We start from the raw sequence: 23,548 nt of genomic DNA, 5'->3' as shown, positions 1-23,548 counted from the left end.
ATGACCGGGACCGTACTCGAAGGAATCATCGCCTACCCGGTGACGCCGTTCTCGGCGGCCGACGGCCGGGTGGACACCGACCGGCTCGCCGCCCTGGTCGACCGCCTGGTCCGGGCCGGCTGCCACGCCGTCGCGCCGCTCGGCTCCACCGGCGAGAGCGCCTACCTGGAGGACGAGGAGTGGTACGAGGCCGCCGAGGCGTCGGTCGCCGCGGTGGGCGGCCGGGTGCCGGCGGTGGTCGGCATCGCGGACCTCACCACCCGCAGCGCCGTCCGCCGGGCGCGGTTCGCCGAGCGGGCCGGGGCCGACGTGGTGATGGTGCTGCCGCTGTCCTACTGGAAGCTGGACGAGCGCGAGGTCAGCCGGCACTTCACGGCGGTCGCGGACGCGGTCGGCATTCCGGTGATGATCTACAACAACCCGGCCACCAGCGGGATCGACCTCTCGCCCGAGCTGATGGTCTCCCTGGTGGAGCGGGTCGGCAACATCACCATGGTCAAGGAGAGCAGCGGCGACGTGCAGCGGATGCACCGGCTCGCCCAACTGTCGGACGGCCGGCTGCCGTTCTACAACGGCAGCAACCCGCTCGCGCTGGAGGCGTTCGCGGCGGGCGCGGCCGGCTGGTGCACGGCGGCGGCCTGCCTGATCCCGGAACTGACCCTGGAGCTCTACCGCGCGGTGCGGGCCGGCGACCTGCCGGCGGCCCGGGCGGCGTTCTACCGCCAGCTGCCCGTCCTGCAGTTCATCCTCAAGGGCGGCCTGCCCACCACCGTCAAGGCGGGCCTGGCCCTGGACGGATTCCCGGCGGGCGATCCCCGGCACCCGCTGCTGCCGCTGGACGCCGGCCGGACCGGGGAGCTGGCGGAGCTGCTGGCGGCCGCGCGCTGAACCACCGGACGCCCGCCGGCCGGTCCCTCGGACACCGAGCCGTCCGGTCCGTCGGACACCGAGCCGTCCGGTCCGTCGGACACCGAGCCGTCCGGCCCGTCGGACACCGAGCCGTCCGGCCCGTCGGCCGGGCCGCCGTCCGGGACCGGCTCAGGGCAGTGCCGGGACCCGGTCGGCGGGTTGCGCGGGATCGTCGTGGATCACGATCAGGACGGTGGCGGGGTCCGCCCCCAGCCGCCGCGAGCGGTGCGGCAGGCCGGCGTTGAAGTAGACGCTGTCCCCGGTGCGGAGGGTGATCGTCCGCTCCGGGAACTCCAGTTCGACCTCGCCCGCGTGCACGAAGAAGAACTCCTCGCCCGCGTGCGACTTGTACGGCGAACCGGCCAGGTCCTCGGGCGGGTACATCACGAACGGCACCATCCGCTTGCCGCTCAGCCCGGTCGCGATCCCCTCGTAGTGCGGCCCCTCGGGGGTGTCGGTGCCGATCGGCGTCCGCTCGCCGGCCCGCACCACGGTGATCAGCTCGGGCTCGACCTCCTCGGAGAACAGCCGCCCGACGTCCACCCGCAGGGCCCGGGCCAGCTTCAGCGCGGTGGAGATCGAGGGCACGCTCAGGCCGCGCTCGACCTTGGAGAGGTAGCTCTTGGTCACCCCGACCTGCTCGGCGAGGGCGTCCAGGCTGAGGCGGTTCTGCTTCCTCAGCACCCTCAGACGGCTGGTCATGCGGCACCCCTCGGCTGGAACGTTCCGGTGTCCGAGTATTCCACCCGGCGGGTGCCCGGGCGGCCGTCCGCCGGTGCCCGGGCGGCCGCTCAGCCGGCCGCCCACTTCATCGCGGCCGTCATCACCCGCAGCGCGCCGAAGTGCGCGGCGCCCGGCTCCAGGATCAGGGTGGCGTCGGGGATCCGGTCGGCCAGCCAGCGGGAGTGCTCGACCGGCGAGAACTGGTCGTCCGCGCCGTGCCAGAGCCAGGTCGGCACGGCGATGTCCCCGACCTTGAACCCCCAGTCGGCGGTGAACGCCAGCACGTCGTCGATCCAGCCGTCCGCGTTGTGCCGGAAGGCCTCACGGAAGTTGCTCTGCAGCATCCGGCGGATGCCTGCGTCGGCGACCACGATCCGGTCGGTGGCGGGCAGTTCCGGCGCCAGGCCCTTGAGCAGCCGGATCGGGTCGTCCTTGATCTGGCGGGACCGGAACTCCATGCTGTCGGCGATCCGGTGGTGCCCGCGCTCGGCCTCCCGGTACGCGCGCACGTTGGACGCCGTCATGCCCGCGTACCAGTCCAGGCCGGAGGCGTCCCGGGGCGCCAGGCTGACCAGCGCGGCCGCCCGGCGCACCCGGCCGGGCAGCAGCGCGGCGCAGGCCAGCGCGTGCGGCCCGCCGCCGGAGCGGCCGAGCACGGCGAACTCGGCCAGCCCGAACTCGTCCGCGATCGTCCGCACGTCCACGGCCGCCGCCGCGACCGGCCGGCCGGGCAGCCGGTCGGAGTCGCCGTAGCCGGGCCGGTCGAAGGCGATCAGCCGGACGCCCAGGCGGTACAGCACCGTGCTGCGCGGCGCCGGCCCGAACCGGCTGCCGGGGGTGCCGTGCAGCAGGAACACCGGGCGCCCGCGCGGGTCGCCGTAGGTCTCGACCGCCAGCGCGCGGCCGTCCGCCGCCTTCACCACGCGTGAGGTCACGCGGATCCTCCCGTTGTCGGGGTCATCGGGTCGGCCCGCCGGACGCGGGCCCGGCACGGCCCGGCCGACCCGGCCGGGCCGGGCAGGACGGGCTGTGCGGGTGGTGCGGGTGGTGCGGGCCGGGACAGGGCGGCGCGGGGCAGCACGGGGCCGGGCTCAGTGCTCGTGGCCGCGCACCTCCCGGCGCGCCTGCCAGGTGGTGTGCTCGCGGGAGACCGCGTCCTCGGCGTCCCTGGCCAGCCGGGCCCAGAGTTCCTCGGCCTCCGGCGAGCGCACGTCCAGTTGGGTCAGCTGGCGCCGGATCAGTTCCAGTTCGTCGGCGGCCAGCGCGTACGCGGCGGCCAGCGGCCGGTACTGCCGCAGCTGGGCCCAGGCCGCCACCGAGGCCGCGACCGCCGAGACGGTGCCCAGCGCGTCGTAGTCGAAGCCGCCCAGCGCCCGCAGCACGGCGAGGACCAGGCCGAGCGCCGGCAGCACGATGCCCAGCACGCCCGTCCAGAAGCCGGCCCGGGCGCAGCGGCGGGCCTTGGTGGCGTACCAGTCGTGCTGGACCTTCACCCGCTCCTGGAGGTACACCTCCCGGCGCACGCTCAGCGGCTGCTCGCGCAGGCCCCGCATGGCCTCGGTGACCTCGGCGGTGGCCCCGGCGCGCACCGCGCGGCTGTCCCGGAAGGCGTGCAGCACCCGGGCCAGCTGGAAGCGGTAGAGGCCCTCGGCGTCCGGCAGGGTGGTGGGCGGCGGCTGGTAGGCGTCGGCCCGGACGGCGAACTTCCAGGCGAGCGTCTTGACCGACTCGGCGGCGGCCCGGCCCTCGTACCAGAGCCCCTGCGGGTTCTGCCGGCCGGTGATCACCGCGAAGCAGATCGCGCCCAGGTACGCGGCCGCCGCGAGCCAGGCCCACAGCGGGCCGTCGGCGGAGCCGGTGGCGGCGGCCGCGACGAGCAGGACCAGCTCCCAGCGGCTCAGCGCCACCGAGCGCCGCTGCCCCTGCTGGGAGGCGGAGTCGGCGGCCCAGAACAGCTCGGGCAGCAGCTCGTCCTCACGGACCCGCCCCATCGAACCCGCCCCCGTCGCCATGCTCGGCCCCCACCCGTCGCTCAGGTCGCAGGGCTGTCCTGCCCCGGCCCGGCGGCCGGTACGCCTGCCTCCGGGCCGGTATGGCCAAGAAGCCCCGAAGGTTGTCTCAGACCGGCCCAGGGGCGGCCACGGCCCCCGCGCCCGCCCCGGCACCGGCCCCCGGCAGCGGCCTCAGAAGGTGTAGAAGATCCGCTCCGCGTTGTCGGCCATCACCTTGGCGTTCCACTCCGTCCCGCCGTCGACGTTGCCCGAGCGGAACAGCGGCGGCTCGATGCCCCGGTCGGCGAGCCGGCCGACCGCGGAGGCGACCACCGCCTGCATCAGGGCGCTGGTGACGATGGTGGAGACCGGGCCGAAGGTGGTCGCGGCGCCGGGGTGGGTGAGCTCGCCGTCGCCGACCGCGATCTTGTTGTCCAGCACCACGTCGCAGTGGTCCTTGAGGTACGTGCCCGAGGGGTGCTGGGAGCTGACCTCGGCCGGGTAGGCCAGCGAGGTGAGGCCGATCACCCGGATGCCCCGGGAGCGGGCGTGCGCGGCCAGCTCGACCGGCATCACCTGGCGGCCGGAGAGCGAGATGACGAACAGCAGGTCGCCGGCCCTGGCCGGGGTGTGGTCCAGGGTGGTGGTGGCGAGGCCGGAGACCCGCTCCAGGGCGCTGGCGAGCGGGGCCGGGCGCACCGTGACGCCGGCCATCCCCGGCACGTCCAGCAGGTTGACCGGGACGAGTCCGCCGGCCCGGTAGACCACGTCCTGGGCGGCCAGCGAGGAATGTCCGGCGCCGTAGGTGAAGACCCGCTGCCCGCCGGCGAGGGCGTCCGCGAGCAGTTCCGCGGCGCGCTCGATGTTGCCCGCCTCCTCGGCCCGGACCCGCTGCAGGTGGCTGATCGCTGCGTCGAAGTACTGTCCGACCAGGTCACTCATCGGGGCCTGCGCTCTCTGCCGGGTGGGGGCGCCCGGCCGCTGGGGCGGCCGGGTGGTCCAGACCGCCAGTGGAGAAAGCTACGGCGAGCACCGTGGTGCCTGGAGCCTGCGACTGTCAACAGGGACGAAAAGCGGCCGGGAACACCACCGTCTGGATCCGGTTGTCATTGCGGTAGGTCAGAATTGACGGTGAGGACACCGAGGAACGGAGCCAGCGGCGATGTCTGGGCTGATCGACACGACCGAGATGTACCTTCGCACCATTCTGGAGCTGGAGGAAGAAGGCATCACCCCGATGCGCGCCCGGATCGCGGAGCGCCTGGAGCAGAGCGGCCCCACCGTCAGCCAGACCGTCGGCCGGATGGAGCGTGACGGCCTGCTGCAGGTCGCCGGCGACCGGCACCTCGAACTCACCGAGGAGGGCCGCCGGCTCGCCGTGCGGGTGATGCGCAAGCACCGCATCGCCGAGTGCCTGCTGGTCGACGTCATCGGCCTGGAGTGGGAGCAGGTGCACGAGGAGGCCTGTCGCTGGGAGCACGTGATGAGCGAGACGGTCGAGCGCAAGGTGCTCGCCATGCTCGGCCACCCCACGCAGTCCCCGTACGGCAACCCGATCCCCGGGCTGGACGAGCTGGGCGACACCAAGGCGGAGGGGGAGGGCTTCGACGCCGCCCTGGTCACCCTGGACGCGCTGCGGCCCGGTGACGGCGGGGCCAGCGTGGTGGTCCGCCGGATCGGCGAGCCGATCCAGACCGACGGCGACCTGATGCGGACGCTGCGTCGCGCGGGCATCCGCCCGGGCGCCACGGTGCAGGTGGCCACCGGCCCCGGCGGGGTCCGGGTGGGCACCGGCGACGAGGCGGCGGAGCTGGGCAAGGAGATCGCCGCGCACGTGTTCGTGGCGCTGGCCTGACCCCCCGGCCGGCGCTTCGGCGCGGCCCGGGAGCAGCACGGCGAGGGCCCGGTACGTCCCCACGTACCGGGCCCTCGCGTTCCCTCCCCGTTCCCTCCCCGCCCCCTGGTCCCGCCTCGTGCCACCTGGCCACCCCGAGCCCGGCCGGTGTCACGCCCCCCCCGGATCCCGCCCCGTCCCCTCCTGGTCCCGCCCCGTCCCTCCCGAATCCCCCCGGTCGCCGCGCCCGGCTTCCCCGTCCGAGCGCCCCTCCCGGCAGTTCCCCGCTCACCGCTTCCCCGTGCGGTCCTTCGCTCCTCGGCCGTGTCCCCGGCCCCGCTGCTCCCTTCCGTCCGGCGGCGTCCCCTCTCGCAGGAAATCCTCCCCTCGGCAGATCTTGGCAATCCTTGAGCGTTGTCACTCGTACGAGGGGCTTTCGCCGTTGACCAGCGGGTACACCGGTCCTTTATCCGGACATGCGTCCGACGGGCCCCGTCCCCGGTGGGGGACAAGGCCCGTCGGTCGCGCGCGAGGTCCCGCGCGTCGCACACCCTCACCCGATAGGCGTAGGGCGGCCGTTCCAGGGGGTGCCGGCAGGCACCCGGACGAGTGACTCAGGAGTGCTGGTGCACCGCCGTCCGGCCCTGCCGGGCCGCCACGGCGGGGGCCTCGCGGCCGCAGGCGTAGGCCAGCGGGTTGATCAGCTCGGCGGCGTCCGGCAGCAGCCACCGGTTGGTGGAGGACGGCGGCCGGGCCCACTGCGCGAAGCTGTACGGGCCCACCCGCGAGGGCGGGGCCACGATCCAGTCGCCCTCGCCGCGTGCCACCAGGTCGAGCCGGCCGGGCGCCCAGCCCAGCTTGCGGAGCATCTCGGGGAGCTTGGCCAGCACCCCGGGCAGCACCAGGAACAGCAGCCGCCGCCCGACCTGGCCGGCCGCGGCCGGCACCGCCACCACCGGGCCGAGCTGCAGGCCCATCCGCTCCATCCGGGCCAGCGCCAGGCAGCCGGCCACCTCGGGCACGTCCAGCGCGTCGAAGGAGCGCCCGGTCGGCAGCAGGATCGAGGCCTGCGGGGTCTCCGTCCACCAGCGGCGCACCACACCCGGGCCCGCGCTGGCCCGGCCGCGCCAGTCGTCGCCGACCGGGTGCGCGCCCGGGGCCTCGCAGCCGGGGTCGCCGCACGAGCAGCGGGCCGGTCCGTCGCCGTCGACCAGCCAGGCGCCGGGGGCGACCTCCCAGTGGCGTTCCTCGGCGTAGCTGACGGCTTCGATGAGCAGTGCGGGCAGCTCGCTGTCGCTGCTCCGCCCGGGGGCTCCTGGGGTGTCTTCCACGCGCTGCTCAACTACCGTCCGTGAGGCTGGTTACGGCCCGGCGGGAGGAGGTGTGCCCGGGGGCCGCAATGTCACCCGAACCGGTGAGTGCTCCCCGCCGGAGCTGGGGCGGACCGGGCGCAGTGGGGGCGCACGGGGGCATTCTCCCGGGCGCGCGGGGGGTGAGGACCGTCACCGTGGGTATCCCGCTGGCGTTGCTGATCGCTAACCTGGTGTCAGATTCCTTGGACGGTCGGACAGTCGGCAACAGATCAGCAGAATCGTCGTCCGCCGGCCGGGACCGGAGGGCGTTGGGGAGGCGAAGCCCATGGCCGCGAGACCACTTGTCGCACGACAGCCCAACGAGCGCCTGCAGCAACTCATCCAGGAGGCGAGCTGCTCGAACGCGGGCCTCGCCCGCCGGGTGAACCTGTGCGGCGCCGAGCACGGCCTCGACCTGCGGTACGACAAGACCTCGGTCGCCCGCTGGCTACGCGGCCAGCAACCGCGCGGCCAGGCACCGGCCGTGATCGCCGAGGCGATCGGCCGCAAACTCGGCCGCGGGGTCTCCGTCGAGGAGATCGGGATGGCCGACGGCAAGAACCTCAGCTCCGGCATCGGGCTGCAGTTCTCGGCCACCCTCAGCGGTGCGCTGGAGCAGGTCTGCGAGCTGTGGCGCAGCGACGTCGGCCGACGGGACTTCCTGACCGGTGCGGCCGTGGCCGCCTCGGCCCTGGTCGAGCCCAGCCGGGACTGGCTGATCACCCCGCCCGACCCGGTGGTCGCCCGCAGCGGCGCCGTCCGGGTCGGCCCCTCCGACGTCGCGGCGATCAAGGCCACCACGCAGATGCTGGTCGACCTCGACCACCGGTTCGGCAGCGGGCACGTCCGCCCGGTCGTCGTGCACTACCTCAACAGTGTGGTCTCCGGCCTGCTCAGCGGCGGCTACCGGGACGACACCGGCCGGCAGCTGTTCGCGGCGGTCGCCCGGCTGACCGAACTGGCCGGCTACATGGCGGTCGACACCGGGCAGCCCGGTCTCGCCCAGCGCTACTACATCCAGGCGCTGCGCCTCGCCCAGGCCGCCGACGACCGCGGCTACGGCGGCTACGTGCTGGCCGCCTCGATGAGCCACCTGGCGGCGACCCTCGGCAACCCGCGGGAGATCGCCCAACTCGCCCGCGCCGCCCAGGAGGGGGCCCGCTCGGTCGCCACCCCGACCGCGATGGCGATGTTCTACGCCGCCGAGGCCCGCGGCCACGCCCTGCTGGGGGACGCCCGCGCCTGCGAGGCGGTGGCGGCCAAGGCACTGGCCGCGATGGAACGGCGCAACCCCGAGGACGACCCGGACTGGATCGTCCACTTCGACGACGCCTACCTCGCCGACGAACTGGCGCACTGTCACCGGGACCTGGAGCAGGCCGGCCAGGCCGAGAAGTACGCCCGCCGGGCGCTCGACCTGCACCCGCCGACCAGGGTGCGCCGCCGCGCGGTGGACCTCGTCCTGCTGGCCACGGCCCAGTTGCAGCAGCGCGAGGTCGAACGGGCCTGTGAGACGGGCACCCAGGCCGTCCGGCTGCTCAGCGGGCTGCGCTCCAACCGGGGCGTGGAGTACCTGGACGAGTTCCGGCGCCGGCTGGAGCCGTACCGGGAGCAGCGGGTGGTCCGCGAGTTCCAGGCCAGGGCGGAGGCGGAGGCGGCCTGACGGCGCCGCCCGGGGCCGCGGCACAGCCGCCGGCCCCGGGCACCGTCCGCCCTGCGGCCCTTCTGCCGCGTCCGCCCTTCCCGCCTGTTCCGTCCTTCCCGTCCGCCGTGTTTCCGTCCGTCCCGCGACTGTGCCCGGGGCCACCGCCGGTCCGGCCCGGGCGAGGTTCGAAAACCGGCCTTCTTCTGCCCGGCGGCGGGCAGGAGAAGGCCGTTCGCGCTGTTCGGGGCCGCCGCCGGAGGGCCGGAACCGGGCAAGCGGCACTCCGCATGGTCACCCGTGACGGTGAACCGGTACCGTGGGCGCGACGTTCAAGGGCAACTGACGCCCAAGAGAACCGCCCAGATGTGGTCCGCCGTCAACGAGGGCGCGGAACAACCGAGGAAGGCCCGGGTGCGCGTACGGGAGACAGGGCACGGGTGGCCGCCGGCCGCTCGATCGCTGTCGGCTGTCCCGGCGGGCCCGGTGTCACGCACAGGTGAGGAATCGCGTTGAACCAGCGCCGCTCGTATCCCAACTCCGGTGACTTCAATCTGGACGACCTCTTCCGGCCGGAACCCGGCCAGCAGCAGGGCCAGCCGGATCAGCAGCAGGGCCAGCAGCCCGGCCAGCAGCAGGGCCAGCCCGGCCTGCCGGCGCAGCCCGGCCAGCCCGAGTACCTGGGCGGCGGCCCGGGGCAGCCCGCACCGGCCCCCGGCGGCAGCTGGGGCGGCCAGCAGCAGTATGCGGCCCCGCAGGCCGCCGCTCCGGCGCCGGAGACCCAGTACCTGCCGCCGTACCCCACCTCGGACCCGCAGGGCGGCGGCTACCCCGCCCAGGGGCCCGCGCAGGGCTACCAGCCCGCGCCGCAGCCCGGCTACGGCTCCGCCGACCAGGGTTACGCCCCGGTGGACCAGGGCTACCAGCAGGCCGGGTACCCGGCGGCCGCGCCGGCCGGTGCCGGCTACCCCGCCCAGGCCGAGACGACCTTCACCCCCACCACCCGCTCCTCGCCGGGTGCCGGCGGCCGGCGGCCGTCCTCGAAGCTGATCATCGGCGGGGTGGTGGCCGGCTGCGCCGCCGCCGGGATCCTGGTCGCCGTGCTGGTGAGCGGCGGCGACTCCACCGACGACGGCCGGACCAAGCCGGGTGCGCCGGTCGCGGCGGGCAGCAGCGCCGCCGGCAGCGGCAGCGCCGGGGCCACCGCCGGAGCGCTCGGCCCGGAGGCCAAGGAGCAGGCCAAGGGGCTCTCCGACCTGCTGGGCACCGCCAACGACAGCCGGCAGGCGGTGATCGGCGCGGTCGCCTCCGTGCAGAAGTGCGACAAGCTGCCCGAGTCGCAGCAGGCACTGACCGCGGCGGCCGGCCAGCGCAGGGATCTGAAGACCAAGCTGGCGGCGCTGAAGACGGACCAGCTGCCCACCGGCCCGCAGCTGGTCGAGCAGCTCAACCAGGCCTGGGAGGCGTCGGCCACGGCCGACACCGAGTACGCGGCCTGGGCCGGGGACGCCCAGGCGGGCTGCGACCCGACGAAGAAGGACAACCCGCACTACAAGGCGGCGGTGGCGGCCAGCGGCACGGCCACCACGGCCAAGAAGCAGGCCTCCGCGCTGTGGAACGCCATCGCCGGCCAGGCCGGCCTGGCCACCAAGAGCGACGGGGACCTCTAGCCCCCGCACCGCTCCTCCAGCCCCCGCACCGCCTCGCGCGGCAGCCCGCCGCGGGCCCGGCCCGCCCCACCGGGGCGGGCCGCCCCCGTCTGCTCCGCTCCCGGGCGGGAGGCCGGGCCCGGGCCCGGAACAGGAAGGCGGGCCGGGGCCCCACCGGCCCGGCCCGCCCCCTTCACCGCACCCGCGGTCGTCCGTTACGGCTTCTTGCCGCCGGTCAGCACCCAGCGGACGTCCACGAAGCCGGGCTGCTGGAGGGTGAGCCGTCCGGAGCTCGCCTGCTGGTACGTGACCCAGGTGTTCACCAGCCGCGGCGACTCCGCGCTGGCCAGCATGTTGGTGGCGCCCCAGGCCAGCGGCGGGGTGAGGCCGGCCGTGTCGATCGGGTCGCCGCTGTCCAGCACCGCGGTCAGCGCCTTGGCGTTGAGCGGGCGCCCGGCGGCGGTGAGCCGTTCGCCGACCTGGCGCAGCACCTCGTAGGCGACCCAGGTGGTCTGCACGCCGGAGTCGGCGACGTCGATCGTCCTGCCGTCGGCCGTGCTGCCCCGGACCACCGAGCGCAGCGCGTCCCAGACCCCGGAGGACTCCGGCGGGTACCAGCCGGCGACGTACGCGCCGGACAGCGGACCGCTGTCGCCGCCGGTGGAGTCCACCACCGACTGCTGGACGCTGCCGATCACCGAGGCGAGCCGGGTGTTCCTGGAGCCGAGGCGGCGGTAGGAGTCGAGCAGGTTGCCGGTCGGCTCGGTGCCCAGGGCGACCGTCACGCAGTTGCCGCTCTCGTCCTTGCCGATGGCCTTGCGGGCGACCTCGGTGTAGTTGCTGGACTTCTCCGGCGCCTTGACGTCGACCAGCTTGACGCCGGCCGGCTTGAGCGCGTTGGCGAGGTAGCCGAGCAGGCTGTCGCCGGCCGGGGTGTCCGGGCGGACCAGCGAGACCGAACGGCAGCCGGTGTCGACCAGCTGGCGGCCGCTGCCGGCGATCAGCGCCGGCATGCCGCCGGCCACGGGGTACGACAGCGGGCTGGTGAACTCGGCGCCGGAGAGGCCGTAGCCGCCGAGGTACGGGATCCCGGCCCGCTCCAGGGTGGTCATGAAGCTCTCGCCGAACTGGCTGTACGAGCCGACCACGGCGATCGCCTTGGCGTCCACCGCCTGCTGCGCGCACTTGGCGGCGCCCGGCGCCTCGTTGTGCTCGTTGCAGGTCAGTACCCGCACCTTGTGACCGCCCAGGCCGCCCTTGGAGTTGATGTCGCGGCCGATCGCCTCGGCCAGCGCCGTCATGCCGGGCCGGTCGGTGGACCCGGTGCCGGACGGGGCCCAGGTCATCACCGTGAGTTCGGCGCCACCGGTGGAGGCGTCGGCCGGGCCGCCGCAGGCCGAGGTGGCGAACAGGGCCGGCAGCAGGGCCGCCGCCACGGCCGTGCCGACCACGGTCCGGCGTCCTCCGGAGCGTCCTCCGGGCCGGTTCGCCGCGTCGTCACGGCGCCGGGGCGGCTGCTGGTCTCCCGCCGACTGCTGGTCCTCGGGCGATGCGGACTGCCTGAACATGGCTTTCCCTCCCTGGGCAACCCTGTTGCTCACTGGCACCAGCCAAGCCGCCATGCCACAAGCACAGAGGGCAGAAAAGAGAACGGACGGCCAACGGGGGCGGAACACCGGGTGGGGTGGGTCGGGGACGCGTGTAGAACACGAACGGTGGGGGAACGTACGATCTCTCCCCATGTCCGCCAGCACAGATTCTTCGTATCGGTCTGCCCGAAACCCTTCTCGTCCGGGGCACCGCTCCAGCACGATGGGCGGCATGCCGCTCAACGACCTGCCCTGGTGGCGCTGGCGCGCCCGACTGCGCTCGGCGCTGCACATGCTGTCCGACCCCGCCTTCCAGCAGGAGACCTGGCTGGCCGGCCGCGAGGGCTTCGGCGACGTGACCGATGCCGTGTACCGCTTGGTCGAGGACACCTGGCTGGACCGCTGGTCCGCCGAGAAGTACGTCGGCACGATCTTCCGTGACTCCGGCGAGGCCGCCGTGGTGGACGTCGCGGTGCTGCGCGTGGTGCGGATCCTGCACCAGGTGGGCGCGGACGCGCCGGTCTCCGACTACCTGGCGCACCACGGCTGGCCGGAGGCGGTCCGGGCCTGCCGGGAGGCCCACGTGCGGCTGGCCCAGAACGACGGCGACGATCCGGACGCGGCCCCGCGGTCCCTGGAGGTCCTGCGGATCATGACGCAGGTCTGACCGCCCCCGCCCGCCCGTTCTCGCTCCCGTTCCCGCACCGGCCCCGGGCCGTCGCGGGCGGGCGTCCCGCAGTTCGGGCAGGGCGACGAGCACTGTCCGGAATATGACACGCTTGACCGTCCACGCCGAACGATCTTCAGGACAGGACCCCACCGTGGAACAGCAGACGGCCAGCGCCCAGTACGTCCTCACGCTGTCCTGCCCGGACAAGCAGGGGATCGTGCACGCGGTCTCCAGCTACCTCTTCATGACCGGCTGCAACATCATCGACAGCCAGCAGTTCGGCGACGGGGACAGCGGGCTGTTCTTCATGCGGGTGCACTTCTCCGCCGAGGAGCCGGTCACGGTCGACAAGCTGCGGGCCAGCTTCGCCGCCATCGGGGCCTCGTTCCGGATGGACTGGCGGATCCACCCCAGCGCCGAGCGGATGCGGATCGTCCTGATGGTCAGCAAGTTCGGGCACTGCCTGAACGACCTGCTGTTCCGCACCAGCATCGGCGCGCTGCCGGTGGAGATCGCCGCGGTGGTCTCCAACCACGGCGACTTCGAGGAGCTCACCGAGTCCTACGGGATCCCCTTCGTGCACATCCCGGTCACCCGGGACACCAAGGCGGACGCCGAGCGGCAGCTGCTCGACCTGGTCGAGCGGGAGAACGTCGACCTGGTCGTGCTGGCCCGCTACATGCAGGTGCTCTCGGACGACCTGTGCAAGGCGCTGTCCGGCCGGGTGATCAACATCCACCACTCCTTCCTGCCGAGCTTCAAGGGCGCCAAGCCGTACCACCAGGCGCACACCCGGGGCGTGAAGCTGATCGGCGCCACCGCGCACTACGTCACGGCGGACCTGGACGAGGGCCCGATCATCGAGCAGGAGGTGGCCCGGGTCACCCACGACGTGACGCCGGACCAGCTGGTCGCGCTCGGCCGGGACGTCGAGTGCCAGGCGCTGGCGCGGGCCGTGAAGTGGCACAGCGAGCACCGGGTGCTGCTCAACGGGACGCGCACGGTCGTCTTCACCTGAGCCCCGGCCCCGGCCGGCGCCTTCGCCGGCCGGCCGGGCCGCTCAGGGCCGGGACAGCAGCGGGGCGGCGCGCAGCACCTCGCGGATCGCGGCCCGGTCGCCGTGCTCGCCGACCGGCACCCGGTCCGGGTCGCGGTGGGCGGCGGCCAGCTGGCAGAACTCCAGCCCGTCCAGCACCATCGCGGCCACCGGCTCGGTGGTCCGCCCGTACCCGGCCGGGTTGCCCGGCGGGGCGGGCCCGTCCAGCGGGATCAGCCACTCGCCGGCCGCCGGGCCGTCGATCACCAGTCTGAGCAGCCTCGCCGGCCGCCGCTCACCGTCCGTGCGGCCGCCTCCCTCGGGGCCCGGCGGACCGGCTGCGCCCGGCCGCCCGGCCCGGCGCAGCGCGGCCACCGCCTCGGGGAGCATCCGGGCGGCCAGGTCGATCATCTGCCGCAGGTGCGGCGGCGCCGGCGGCGCGTACGGGTAGGCGACCGCGCGGGCCACGTCCTCGCCGTGCACGTAGCACTCGAAGGCCCGGTCGACGAAGGCGTCCCGCAGCGGCAGGGCGGCGAAGCCGTAGTCGACCGGGAGGTTGCCGCCGGGCGCCAGCGCGGCGCCGCGGACCAGGGCGCGGGTCTGCCGGCGCCACAGCGTGCGGACGGACTCGGGGGAGCAGCCGGCCCGGGCGGCGGCCAGCCGCTCGGTGCGGTCGACGATCCCGCTGAACGGCGAGGCGCCCTGCCGGGGGACCCGCGGCGCGGGCCGCCCGGCAGGCTCCGGTGCCGGCGGGCCGGGGGTCTCCGCGGCGCCCGCGGCCGGGGCGGGGCCGGCGGCCGGGGCGGCGGGGCCGGGCCCGGCCGGGACGGGGTCGGGCAGTCCGAGGGACAGCGCCAGGTAGCCGTCGACCGCGGCCAGGTGGCTGAGCACCTCGGCCGGCCGCAGCCGGTCCGTGCCGCCGTGCCAGGGGAGTTCGACGATCTCCTGCCACTCCTCGGGGCCGAGGTCGCGCAGCAGCGCGTCGAGTTTGGCGGTCTCGGCGGCGTACGGCGCGCCCCAGGCCGGGACGGGGAGTTCGGCCGGGCGCCGGGCCAGGCACCAGTCGAGCACCTGTTGGCGCAGCGCGCCGGACGGGTCGAGCGGCTCGTCGGCGGAGAGCCACCCGGCGGCGTCCCGCAGCCGGGTGCCCTCCTCCGCGCAGTCGGGGCAGAGCCGCAGGTGCCGTTCCAGTGCGGCGGCCTCGCGCCGCGGGCAGGCGCCCAGCGCCCAGGCGCCGAGCAGGGAGCGGAGGTCCTCGTGCTGCTGCTCGGTGAGGGGCGCGGCGGTCGCGTCCGCGCTCACGACAGGCTCCCGGCGGGGGCGCCGGCGGGGCTGCTGCCCGGCGCCGGGGGCACGGCGCCGTCCGCGTCGTCGTCCCGCGGCTCGGTGAGTTCGGTGGCGAGCAGTTGCAGGCCGAGCCGCATCCGCTGCTTGGCCGCCTGCTCGCTGATGCCCAGCCGGTGGGCCGTCTCCTGGTAGGTCCGGCCGTCGTAGTACGTCTCGGTGATGGTCTCGCGCAGGGGGTGGGGGAGGGAGTCCACCACGTACTGCACGCGGGCGGCGGTCGCCACGGCGCGGATCTCCTCGTCCACCGCGCCGGCCCGGGCGCTCAGGTCCTGGTGGGGCGGGGCTCCGCCGTCCGGCCACGGCCGGGGCGCCGGCGGCGCGTCCGGGAGCGGCCCGTCCGCCGGGAGCCCGTGGGTGGCCGTCGGCGGGCCGGCGGGTGCGCCGGGGTGCGGTCCCGGCGACACGCCGAGGGCGGCGGTCCGGTCCAGCCGCAGCCGGTCGACCGCCCGGCGGTGCGTCAGGGCGCCGAGCCAGGAGCGCAGCGAGCCCTCCCCGGGGTCGAAGGCCTCCGGGTGGGTCCACAGATGGGCGAAGACCTCCCGGGTGAGCTGCTCGGCGGCGGCCTGGTCGGTCAGTATCCGGCCCGCCAGGCCGTGCACCAGCGGGGCGAGTTGGTCGTAGAGCTCGCCGAGCGCCGTCTCCTCGCCCCGGGCCAGGCGCTGTTGGAGTCGTTCGTCCCAGGAGAGCGGCTGTCCGGGGGTGGTCATCGGCACGCCCCTCCCGGCACGTCCGGGCCGGCGGCCGCCGGCCTGCTGCTCCCAAGGTAGTCCTTGGGCCGTGCGGTCCGGGCGGAAATCCTCCGAAGGGGGCCACCGGGCCGGCGGACCGTCAGAACAACCGCTCCGTGCACGATGTCTTCGCGCGGGACGTTGTTCGAGGCCGCGTGGACATATGTAGGAAGGGTGGTTCCAGAGTGGCGGCCGTGGTGTCCCGGGAATGGGCGGGTAGTTTCGCTACCCTCGTCCCCAGCAGGTCCGGCGGGGTCGCGGGCGGGAGCCCGTCCGGTCATCGGCGCGAGCTCCGCCGGAGTGAACGGGACAGTATGCACTGCCCTGTCCCCCGATCGCTGGAATATGCCCGAAGCGCTTGCTGCGGCCGGCCCGCCGGATCATCCTGAGGCGTATTCGTGCCGCAGCCAGTACGTGACGGACAGGGTTGTGCGACGGACGAGAGCGCGGGGCAGCCCGGCTGTGGGGGCGGGCGGCCCGGGCCGGCCGGCCGACCGGACCGGCCCGATCGAAACGACGGCCGAACTGCGAGTGCGGGTGGTGGAGCGGTGCAGGTACTTCAAGTGCAACTGGCGGTGCAGGCGGACCCCGCCGAGGTCGGCCGGGCGCGGAGGTGGGTGCGCTCGCGACTGCTGAACCAGGGAGTGGACCCGGACGCGCCGATCGCCGAGACGCTGGTGCTGGTGGTGTCCGAACTGGTGACCAACGCGGTGGTGCACACCGGGTGTCCGGCCGTGCTGAGGCTGCTGATGCCGCTGGAGTCCACCGCCGCCCCGGGGCCGCCCGGCGCCCGGCTGTTCGCCATGGTCGGCCCGCTGCGGGTCGAGGTCGCCGACGCCAGCCAGGTGGCGCCCGCGCCCCGGCACGCGGGCGCCGACGAGGACGCCACCAACGGCCGCGGGCTGGAGCTGGTCGAGCTGCTCTGCGACCGCTGGGGCTGGTACCCGGACGGCTCCGGCAAGCGGGTCTGGTGCGAGATCGACGCCGCGGCCACCGCCGTCCGGCCGGCGGCGGGCGGCGTGGACGCACCGCTGCACGACTCGCTGGACCGGGTGCCGGCCGCGCCCTGACCTGGGCGGACCGGGCGTCCCGAGACCGCCGGGGCCCGTACGCGGCCGCGGGCACGGGCCTGGGCCGTACGCGCCGGATACGGCCGAAACGCAACGCAACCATTCCGAATTTCGGACAACCCATTGACGTGAAGTATCCAGCTGATCACTCTTGGGTGCAGCTCTCCGTTGCGAGGGGACGCCGAGGAACCGCCGACCGACCGTCACCGCGGCACTGCTGTCCAGGGGGAACTCAGCAGGCGGGCCGTGCGGTGCCGGTTGCGCGAAAGCGCCTCGGCGAGTGCGGAGGGCTCGGCGCGGGTTCAGGGCCCGTGCATCGCGGTTGGACGGCGGTCGGCCGTGCCGTGCTCGGGGTGCGCGCGGCGCACCGCCGTCCAACCCGCGGCCGGCGCTCCTCCGCCCGTCCACCACTCCCCGGGAACGCCCCGGAGCCGGCCGGCCCGGGCCGCCGGGGCCGCCGGGCGCTGCCCGTTCAGGCCGGGCGGGGCCGTTCGACCTCGCGGAAGGTCCGCCGGTAGGCGCTGGGCGCCACGTCCAGCCGCCCGCGCAACTGCAGCCGCAGTGAGGCCGCCGTCCCGAACCCGGACTCCCTGGCCACCTGGTCGATCGTCAGGTCGGTCCCCTCCAGCAGCTGCCGGGCCCGCTCGGTGCGCTGGAGCGTCAGCCACTGGCCCGGACTGCTCCCGGTCTCCTCGCGGAACCGGCGGGTGAAGGTGCGTACGCTCGTGCCGGCCCGGGCGGCGAGTTCGCGCAGGGTCAGCGGCTCGTCCAGGTGTTCGAGGATCCAGGCCCGGACGGCCGCGGTGCCGGGACCGGCCGTCCCGGTCGCGGGCCGGGGCAGCTCGACGTACTGCTTCTGGCCACCCTCGCGCCAGGGCGGCACGATGCAGGTGCGGGCCACGGCGTTGGCCACCGCGCTGCCGTGGTCGCGCCGCACCAGGTGCAGGCAGAGGTCGACCCCGGCCGCCACGCCGCCGGAGGTGAGCACGTCCCCGTCGTCCGTGAACAGCACGTCGGGGTCCAGCCGGACCTCGGGGAACAGGGCCGCGAACTGCGCGGTGTGCCGCCAGTGCGTGGTCGCCGGACGGCCGTCCAGCAGCCCGGCGGCGGCCAGGACGAACGCGCCGGTGCAGATCGACACCAGCCTCGTGCCGGGCCGGACCCGGGCGAGGGCGGCGGCCGTGCCGGGCCCCGGCCCGCCCGCCGCGTAGAGGTCGGCGATCTCGGCCGCGGCCGGGATCACCACGGTGTCGGCCCGCTCCAGGAGTTCGGGGCCGTGGTCGACGCTGATCCGGAAGTCGGAGCTGGTCGCGACCGGGCCGCCGTCCAGCGTGCAGGTGGCCACCTGGTAGAGCGGGGTGCCGTCCGGGGCCTTGGCGGACTCGAAGATCCGCGAGGGGATGGCGAGCTCGAAGGCGATCACGCGGTCCAGGGCCAGCACCGCCACCCGGTGCGGGGCCCCGCGGTCTGCGGCGCTCATGCCGGACTCCCCTCGTCGAGACCCCCGATGCTGCCACACGGATGCGGACACCGGTGGCCCGATCCTGACGAAACATGGCAGTCAGGCCACTCGTGGGGGCCGGTCGCCTTCGGGACACTCGCTTCTGTGACCGAACCGACCACCCGCCCCGGCCCCGCCGCCGCCGCCGAGAGCTGTCCCGCCGACCGCGCCACCAGCGACCGCACCCCTGCCGACCGCACCCCCGCCGCCGTCGCTGCCGACCCGACCCCCGGCTCCGGTCCGGGCGTCCGCCGGACCTCCCGGCCGCACTACGCCTGGGTGGTCGCGGGCGTCGCCCTGCTCGTCCTGGTCGGATCGGCCGGATTCCGCTCCACGCCCGGCCTGATGATGGACGCCCTGAACGCCGAGTTCGGCTGGTCGCACGCGACCGTCGCGAGCGCCGTCTCCGTCAACCTCACCCTGTACGGCCTGACCGCGCCGTTCGCGGCCGCGCTGATGGACCGTTTCGGGGTCCGGCTGGTGGTGGTCTGCGCGCTGCTGACCATCTCGACCGGCGCCGGGCTGACCATCCTGATGACGCAGAGCTGGCAGCTCGTCCTCTGCTGGGGCGTGCTGGTCGGCCTCGGCAGCGGGTCGATGGCCGGTGCCTTCGCCACCACCGTCTCGGGCCGCTGGTTCCAGGCCCGGCAGGGGCTGGTCACCGGGGTGCTGACGGCCGGCGGCGCCGCGGGCAACCTGATCTTCATGCCGCTGCTGGCCGCGCTCGTCGAGCGGCACGGCTGGCGGACCGCGGTGGTGGTGGTCTCGCTGGCCGCCACCGCGGTGGCCGTCCCGGTGCTGCTGCTGATGCGCGAGCGCCCGGCCGACGTCGGCCTGCTCCCGTACGGGGCGACCGAGGCGCCGCCCGTCCCGGTGACCGAGGGCAGCGCGCTGGCCCGGTCGCTGCGGGTGCTGCGGGAGGCCGCCCGCAGCAAGGCGTTCTGGCTGCTCGCCGGGTCCTTCGCGATCTGCGGCGCGACCACCGCCGGCCTGGTCGGCACCCACTTCATCCCGGCCGCGCACGACCACGGCATGCCGGTCACCACGGCGGCGAGCCTGCTGGCCCTGGTCGGGGTGTTCGACGTGGTGGGCACGATCGCCAGCGGCTGGTTCACCGACCGCTTCGACTCGCGGAAGCTGCTGGTCGCCTACTACGCGCTGCGCGGGATCTCGCTGCTCTTCCTGCCGCAGTTGTTCGCCGGCTCCCTGAAGCCGCCGATCCTGGCCTTCGTGATCTTCTACGGTCTGGACTGGGTCGCCACCGTGCCGCCGACCGTCGCGCTCTGCCGCCAGCACTTCGGGCCCGACGCGCCGATCGTCTTCGGCTGGGTGCTGGCCGCGCACCAGATCGGCGCCGCGGCGGTGGCGGGTCTGGCGGGCCTGTCCCGCGACGCCTTCGGCAACTACGACCTGGCCTGGTACGCGGCCGGCGGGCTCTGCGCCGTGGCGGTGCTGCTCTGCCTGGCGCTGCGCCGGCGCCCGGCGGCGCCGGTGGTGGCGCCGGCCTGACCGGCGGGCCCCGGCGCCCGGCCGGTCCGACCGCTCCGGCCGGCCTCACCGGCCTGACCGGACGGCCGCCGGGGCCGGGGCGCCCGCCCGTTCACGTGCCCTTCGTAATGGGCTCCTAGGATGAGTGCCCATGACGCTGAGTTTCACCCTCGACCCCGATCTCACCCCCGAGCTGCGCGACGGCATCGTCCGGCTGTGGGCGGACGTGACCAACGCCGGCGGTGCCGTCGGATTCGTCCCGCCGGTCACCCCGGCGGAGGTCCTGGCCACCGCCGACCGGCAGTTCGCCGGGGCGGGGGCGGACGGCCCGGACCGGCTGCTGGTCGCCCACGACAGCGGGACCGGCCGGATCGCCGGCCTGCTGTTCTTCGAGTCGATGCGGTTCCCGCTGATGGAGCACTGGCGGATGCTCAAGCGGGTCATGGTCCACCCCGACTTCCAGGGCCGCGGGTACGGCGTCGAGCTGATGGCCGAGGCCGAGCGGACCGCCCGCGGCTGGGGGCTGGCCGGCCTGCGGCTGACGGCCCGTGGCGGACTCGGCCTGGAGTCCTTCTACCGGCGCTGCGGCTACCAGGAGGTGGGCCGGGTACCGGGCGCGATCCGGGTCGCCCCCGGCGACGACCGCGACGACATCACCTTCTGGCGCGGCCTGGCCTGAGCGGGCGCGGGCGGAGCCGTACCGGGGGCGGGCGCGGGGCGGGGCCGTACCCCGCCCGCCCGGCACGGCATGCTTCACTGGGATACCGGACCGGACCCACCCGTGCAGTAAGGATGCCCCTCGTGAGCAGCAAGCCGCTGAGCAGCCAGCCGCAGAGCAGCCAGTCGCCGAGCAGCCCGCCGGCGGACGGCACCGCGCCGGTCGGCGCCCCGCCGATCAGCACCGCGCACGCCACGCTCCGCTACACCTCCATGCGGGCCAGCATCTTCCTGGGCTGCCTGCTGCTCGCCCTGCTGCTGGGCCACTTCGGGATCATCCCGGTCGCCGGCGCGTCCGGCTACGTCTTCCTCGTGCTGCTCGCGGCCCTGGTCTCGGCGCCGCTGAGCTACGTCCTGCTCAGCAAGCAGCGGGACCAGATGTCGGCCCAGATCGCCGACAAGGTGAGCGGCCGGCTGCGCAGCAGGACCGCCGAGCGGATCGCCGCCCAGAACGCCGAGGAGGACGCCGCCGACGACGCGGCGCGCTCGGCCGCCGCCGCGCAGAACTGACCGCTCCCGTGCCCCCGGACGGGACTCCGCAGGCCGGCCGCCCCGGGCCGGCGCCGCGCCGGCCGACCGGGCGGGACGTGGCCCGGCTCGCCGGTGTCTCCCAGGCGACGGTCTCGCTGGTGTTCTCCGGCTCGGAGGCCGGCCACCGGGTGTCGGAGGCGACCCGGGAGCGCGTCCGGGCGGCCGCCCGCGGGCTCGGCTACCGGCCGCAGGCCGCCGGGCGCCAGCTGCGGCTGGGCCGCAGCGGGATGATCCTGCTCGCCGTGCCGAACATCCTCGGCCCGTTCTTCGGCCGGGTCCTGATGGGCGTGCACGAGGAGGCCGGCCGGCACGGACTGGCCGTGGTGGTCAGCTCCGGCTGGGGCAGCGCCACCCTCGCCGAGGCCGCCACCACCAGCCGCTTCGACGGCCTGCTGATCTGCTCGCCGGACGACAGCCAGCTCGGTGAGCTGCCCCCCGACACCCCCGTGGTCTTCCTGGACGCCGACCCGGGCACCGACCCGGGCCGGCCGACCGTGGAACTGGACGTCGCCGGCGGCATGCGGGACGCCGTCGGCCACCTCGCCGGACTCGGCCACCGCCGGATCGGCCACCTGCGATCGGTCCACTCCGCGTACACCTTCCGGGTCCGGCAGGAGGCCTTCGAGCGGGCCGCGGAGGAGCTCGGTCTGGACGTGCTGGAGCTGGGCGTCAGCCTCAACCTGGGTCAGCCGGCGGCCCGCGCCGCCGCGTACGAGCTGCTGAGCCGGGCGGACCGCCCGCGCGCGGTGATCTGCGACGACGACGTGGTGGCCTCGGGCGTCTACCAGGCGGCGGCCGAACTGGGGCTGCGGATCCCGGCGGACGTCTCGGTGGTCGGCATCGACAACATCCCGGTGGCCGGCCTGCTCGCGCCGCCGCTGACCACGGTCGACCTGCCGGGCGAGGAGCTCGGCCGGGTCGGCCTGGCCGCGCTGGCCGGGCTGCTGCGCGGCGAACCGGTGAGCCCGGTGGCCGCACTGGCCACCGGGCTCGTCCTCCGTTCGTCCACGGCTCCGGCCGGGCCCTGAGCCCGCCGGGCCCGCGCCCTCGTCCCCTGGTCCCCGGACCCGAGCTCCCGGCCCGCGGACCGCGGCCCGCGGGCCCGCCGGGCTACGGCTGCTCGGTCGGCTTCCCGGTGCCGCGCGGCCGGCGCTGCGAGGCACCGGGGGAGGGCGTCGCGTCGGTGGCCCCCGGGCTCGCCGCCGGGCCGGTGGTGGACTTCGGGTCGGTCCGCGGCGGCGGGTCGGGGATGTAGATCATGTTCAGCGGCTCCTTGGTGCTGCCGCGCAGCGCCTGGTTCATGGCGTCGCGCCAGATCGGACCGGGGCCGGTGGCGCCGAAGACCTCGCGGGTGAACTCCCCGTTGATGGTGATGTTCCGCATCTCGACGCCGCCGGCCGGGCCGCCGAGCCAGACGGCGGTGGCCAGCTGCGGGGTGTAGCCGTCGAACCAGGCGGCCTTCTTCTGGTCCGAGGTACCGGTCTTGCCGGCGATCTGCCGCCGGTCGCTCAGGCCGAGGTCGGCGCCCGTGCCCTTCTCGGTCACACCGTTCAGGACGGTGGTCAGGGTGTCGGCGGTCAGCTGCGAGATCACCTGGTTGCAGGAGGCGGGCGGCACCGGGACGTCCCGGCCGTCCACCCGGGTGATCTTGCTGATCGAGAGCGGGGTGCAGTAGACGCCGCGGGCGGCGAAGGTCGCGTACACGTTGGCCATGGTCAGCGGGCTGACCTCCTCCACGCCCAGCGCCATCGCGGGGACCTCCTCCAGCGGCTTGCCGCTGGCCTTGGCGCCGATGCCGAGCTTGTTGGCCATCTGCTTGACCGGGCAGAGCCCGATCTCCTGCTCCATCTGCACGAAGTAGGTGTTGACCGACAGGGCCATCGCCTCCTTCAGCTGGTACGGGCCGATCTCCTTGGCCGACTCGTTGGGGACGCTGCGCTCCTTGCCGGTGGCGAGGTTCTTCCAGGTGCCGTCGCAGGTCTTCATGGTCGGGTAGTCGATCCGGTTCGGCGCCGGGTACGACTGGGTCGCCGGGAGCCCGGCCTCCAGCGCCGCCGCCGCGACCACCGGCTTGAAGGTCGACCCGGGCTGGAACCCGTTGCCGCCGCCCATCGCCGCGTCGACGTTGTAGTTGACGACGGTCTCGTTCTTGCCCGGGTCCAGGCCGTAGGGGCGGGTCTGCGCCATCGCCAGGATCCTGCCGGTGCCGGGCTCGATCATGGTGGCGGCGGCCGAGACGGGGTCGGTGACCCTGACGTTGCTGCTCACGGCGTCCTGCGCGGCGGCCTGCTTGTCCGGGTCGAGGGTGGTGTAGATGTTCAGGCCGCCCTGGTCCCAGAGCTTCTTGCGCTCGGCGGCGCTCTTGCCGAAGGCCGGGTCCTGCTTCACCACGTGCCGGACGTAGTCGCAGAAGAAGCCCATCCCGGCCTGGGCGGTGATGCAGCCGTTGCGCGGGGGGTGGAAGGCCAGCCCGAGCGGGGCGGCCTTGGCCTCCTTGGCCTGGTCCGCGGTGATGTGCTTGTTCTCCAGCAGCTTGTCGATGACCACGTCGCGGCGCTTCTGCGCCGCCTGCGGGTGCAGCTTGGGGTCGTACTGGGAGGGGTTCTGCACCAGGCCGGCCAGGGTGGCGGCCTCGGGGACCGTGAGGTCCTTGTTGCTCTTGCCGAAGTAGCGCTGGGAGGCGGCCTCGACACCGTAGGCGCCGTTCCCGTAGTACGTGATGTTGAGGTAGTTGGTGAGGATCTGGTCCTTGGTCAGGTCCTCCTCCAGCT

21 protein-coding genes are annotated in these 23,548 nt (G+C 74.9%); 11 read left to right on the top strand and 10 right to left on the bottom strand.

Annotated features, from left to right (window positions below; genetic code table 11):
- Positions 1–888: a dihydrodipicolinate synthase family protein gene (locus tag IE329_RS22370; RefSeq protein ID WP_190212739.1), complete on the top strand. Its 888-nt coding sequence runs from the start codon at positions 1–3 to the stop codon at positions 886–888.
- Between the two features lie 150 nt (positions 889–1,038).
- Here IE329_RS22370 and IE329_RS22365 read toward each other — a convergent pair whose 3' ends face one another.
- From IE329_RS22365 to IE329_RS22350, 4 genes are all read right to left on the bottom strand, one after another.
- The gene (locus IE329_RS22365) at positions 1,039–1,611 is read right to left on the bottom strand and encodes a helix-turn-helix domain-containing protein (protein WP_190212738.1); all 573 of its coding nucleotides are present in this window, start codon (positions 1,609–1,611) and stop codon (positions 1,039–1,041) included.
- An 89-nt stretch (positions 1,612–1,700) separates the two neighbouring features.
- On the bottom strand, positions 1,701–2,567 hold the full coding sequence (locus tag IE329_RS22360) for an alpha/beta fold hydrolase (RefSeq protein WP_229927664.1): 867 nt from the start codon (positions 2,565–2,567) through the stop codon (positions 1,701–1,703).
- 156 nt (positions 2,568–2,723) lie between these two features.
- A complete protein-coding gene (locus IE329_RS22355; protein ID WP_190212737.1) occupies positions 2,724–3,644 on the bottom strand; it encodes a DUF4231 domain-containing protein in 921 nt (306 codons plus the stop codon).
- A 171-nt stretch (positions 3,645–3,815) separates the two neighbouring features.
- On the bottom strand, positions 3,816–4,565 hold the full coding sequence (locus IE329_RS22350; protein ID WP_190212736.1) for a sugar isomerase domain-containing protein: 750 nt from the start codon (positions 4,563–4,565) through the stop codon (positions 3,816–3,818).
- 220 nt (positions 4,566–4,785) lie between these two features.
- Between IE329_RS22350 and IE329_RS22345 the strand changes: the two genes are divergently transcribed.
- Positions 4,786–5,478: a metal-dependent transcriptional regulator gene (locus IE329_RS22345; protein WP_190212735.1), complete on the top strand. Its 693-nt coding sequence runs from the start codon at positions 4,786–4,788 to the stop codon at positions 5,476–5,478.
- A 593-nt stretch (positions 5,479–6,071) separates the two neighbouring features.
- On the opposite strand, the gene IE329_RS22340 is transcribed toward IE329_RS22345, so the two are convergent.
- Positions 6,072–6,788 (bottom strand): bifunctional DNA primase/polymerase, encoded by a 717-nt coding sequence (locus IE329_RS22340; protein WP_190212734.1) that lies wholly within the window; start codon positions 6,786–6,788, stop codon positions 6,072–6,074.
- 307 nt (positions 6,789–7,095) lie between these two features.
- On the opposite strand from IE329_RS22340, the gene IE329_RS22335 reads away from it, so the two are divergent.
- Both IE329_RS22335 and IE329_RS22330 read left to right on the top strand, forming a co-directional pair.
- Positions 7,096–8,472 carry a transcriptional regulator gene (locus IE329_RS22335; RefSeq protein WP_073924080.1) on the top strand — a complete coding sequence of 459 codons (1,377 nt, stop codon included), beginning with the start codon at positions 7,096–7,098 and terminating at the stop codon, positions 8,470–8,472.
- 491 nt (positions 8,473–8,963) lie between these two features.
- Positions 8,964–10,121: a hypothetical protein gene (locus tag IE329_RS22330; RefSeq protein WP_190212733.1), complete on the top strand. Its 1,158-nt coding sequence runs from the start codon at positions 8,964–8,966 to the stop codon at positions 10,119–10,121.
- Between the two features lie 194 nt (positions 10,122–10,315).
- On the opposite strand, the gene IE329_RS22325 is transcribed toward IE329_RS22330, so the two are convergent.
- On the bottom strand, positions 10,316–11,668 hold the full coding sequence (locus IE329_RS22325) for an ABC transporter substrate-binding protein (RefSeq protein ID WP_190212732.1): 1,353 nt from the start codon (positions 11,666–11,668) through the stop codon (positions 10,316–10,318).
- A 244-nt stretch (positions 11,669–11,912) separates the two neighbouring features.
- On the opposite strand from IE329_RS22325, the gene IE329_RS22320 reads away from it, so the two are divergent.
- Both IE329_RS22320 and purU read left to right on the top strand, forming a co-directional pair.
- A complete protein-coding gene (locus IE329_RS22320) occupies positions 11,913–12,356 on the top strand; it encodes an SCO4402 family protein (protein WP_073924082.1) in 444 nt (147 codons plus the stop codon).
- 103 nt (positions 12,357–12,459) lie between these two features.
- Positions 12,460–13,377 (top strand): formyltetrahydrofolate deformylase, encoded by a 918-nt coding sequence (gene purU, locus IE329_RS22315; protein WP_190212731.1) that lies wholly within the window; start codon positions 12,460–12,462, stop codon positions 13,375–13,377.
- Positions 13,378–13,419: 42 nt separating this feature from the next.
- Here purU and IE329_RS22310 read toward each other — a convergent pair whose 3' ends face one another.
- Together IE329_RS22310 and IE329_RS22305 are read right to left on the bottom strand one after the other, a co-directional pair.
- Positions 13,420–14,697: a zf-HC2 domain-containing protein gene (locus IE329_RS22310; RefSeq protein ID WP_190212730.1), complete on the bottom strand. Its 1,278-nt coding sequence runs from the start codon at positions 14,695–14,697 to the stop codon at positions 13,420–13,422.
- Positions 14,694–15,449, bottom strand: coding sequence for an RNA polymerase sigma factor (locus IE329_RS22305; protein ID WP_190212729.1), 756 nt, complete (start codon positions 15,447–15,449; stop codon positions 14,694–14,696). Before IE329_RS22305 ends, IE329_RS22310 begins: the two co-directional genes overlap by 4 nt.
- Before the next feature lie 569 nt (positions 15,450–16,018).
- Here IE329_RS22305 and IE329_RS22300 point away from each other — a divergent pair.
- Positions 16,019–16,540 (top strand): ATP-binding protein, encoded by a 522-nt coding sequence (locus IE329_RS22300; RefSeq protein WP_190212728.1) that lies wholly within the window; start codon positions 16,019–16,021, stop codon positions 16,538–16,540.
- Between the two features lie 472 nt (positions 16,541–17,012).
- Here the strand turns inward: IE329_RS22300 and IE329_RS22295 are convergent, their stop codons facing one another.
- Positions 17,013–18,020 (bottom strand): GlxA family transcriptional regulator, encoded by a 1,008-nt coding sequence (locus IE329_RS22295; protein WP_190212727.1) that lies wholly within the window; start codon positions 18,018–18,020, stop codon positions 17,013–17,015.
- A gap of 126 nt (positions 18,021–18,146) precedes the next feature.
- Between IE329_RS22295 and IE329_RS22290 the strand changes: the two genes are divergently transcribed.
- The 4 genes from IE329_RS22290 (at position 18,147) to IE329_RS22275 (ending at position 21,805) form a co-directional block, all read left to right on the top strand.
- Positions 18,147–19,550, top strand: a complete 1,404-nt coding sequence (locus IE329_RS22290) for an MFS transporter (protein WP_190212726.1) — start codon at positions 18,147–18,149, stop codon at positions 19,548–19,550.
- A gap of 130 nt (positions 19,551–19,680) precedes the next feature.
- Positions 19,681–20,208, top strand: coding sequence for a GNAT family N-acetyltransferase (locus tag IE329_RS22285; RefSeq protein ID WP_190212725.1), 528 nt, complete (start codon positions 19,681–19,683; stop codon positions 20,206–20,208).
- 122 nt (positions 20,209–20,330) lie between these two features.
- Positions 20,331–20,756, top strand: coding sequence for a DUF4229 domain-containing protein (locus tag IE329_RS22280; protein WP_229927663.1), 426 nt, complete (start codon positions 20,331–20,333; stop codon positions 20,754–20,756).
- 77 nt (positions 20,757–20,833) lie between these two features.
- Entirely contained in the window at positions 20,834–21,805 is a 972-nt protein-coding gene (locus IE329_RS22275; protein ID WP_190212723.1) for a LacI family DNA-binding transcriptional regulator, read from the top strand.
- 82 nt (positions 21,806–21,887) lie between these two features.
- On the opposite strand, the gene IE329_RS22270 is transcribed toward IE329_RS22275, so the two are convergent.
- Positions 21,888–23,548: transglycosylase domain-containing protein (locus IE329_RS22270; RefSeq protein WP_190212722.1), on the bottom strand; the 1,661-nt coding region annotated here is incomplete at its 5' end.

The sequence above is a fragment of the Kitasatospora indigofera genome (assembly GCF_014655955.1).
Lineage (GTDB): Bacteria > Actinomycetota > Actinomycetes > Streptomycetales > Streptomycetaceae > Kitasatospora > Kitasatospora indigofera.
Note: the sequence above shows the minus strand (reverse complement) of the source record. Positions and strands in the feature narration are given on the sequence as shown.

What these genes read in the sequence shown, in the direction of transcription:
- IE329_RS22370 (WP_190212739.1), top strand. Translation starts at nt 1, where the DNA reads ATGACCGGGACCGTACTCGAAGGAATCATCGCCTACCCGGTGACGCCG.
- IE329_RS22365 (WP_190212738.1), bottom strand. Translation starts at nt 1,611, where the DNA reads ATGACCAGCCGTCTGAGGGTGCTGAGGAAGCAGAACCGCCTCAGCCTG.
- IE329_RS22355 (WP_190212737.1), bottom strand. Translation starts at nt 3,644, where the DNA reads ATGGCGACGGGGGCGGGTTCGATGGGGCGGGTCCGTGAGGACGAGCTG.
- IE329_RS22350 (WP_190212736.1), bottom strand. Translation starts at nt 4,565, where the DNA reads ATGAGTGACCTGGTCGGACAGTACTTCGACGCAGCGATCAGCCACCTG.
- IE329_RS22345 (WP_190212735.1), top strand. Translation starts at nt 4,786, where the DNA reads ATGTCTGGGCTGATCGACACGACCGAGATGTACCTTCGCACCATTCTG.
- IE329_RS22335 (WP_073924080.1), top strand. Translation starts at nt 7,096, where the DNA reads ATGGCCGCGAGACCACTTGTCGCACGACAGCCCAACGAGCGCCTGCAG.
- IE329_RS22325 (WP_190212732.1), bottom strand. Translation starts at nt 11,668, where the DNA reads ATGTTCAGGCAGTCCGCATCGCCCGAGGACCAGCAGTCGGCGGGAGAC.
- IE329_RS22320 (WP_073924082.1), top strand. Translation starts at nt 11,913, where the DNA reads ATGGGCGGCATGCCGCTCAACGACCTGCCCTGGTGGCGCTGGCGCGCC.
- purU (WP_190212731.1), top strand. Translation starts at nt 12,460, where the DNA reads ATGACACGCTTGACCGTCCACGCCGAACGATCTTCAGGACAGGACCCC.
- IE329_RS22305 (WP_190212729.1), bottom strand. Translation starts at nt 15,449, where the DNA reads ATGACCACCCCCGGACAGCCGCTCTCCTGGGACGAACGACTCCAACAG.
- IE329_RS22295 (WP_190212727.1), bottom strand. Translation starts at nt 18,020, where the DNA reads ATGAGCGCCGCAGACCGCGGGGCCCCGCACCGGGTGGCGGTGCTGGCC.
- IE329_RS22285 (WP_190212725.1), top strand. Translation starts at nt 19,681, where the DNA reads ATGACGCTGAGTTTCACCCTCGACCCCGATCTCACCCCCGAGCTGCGC.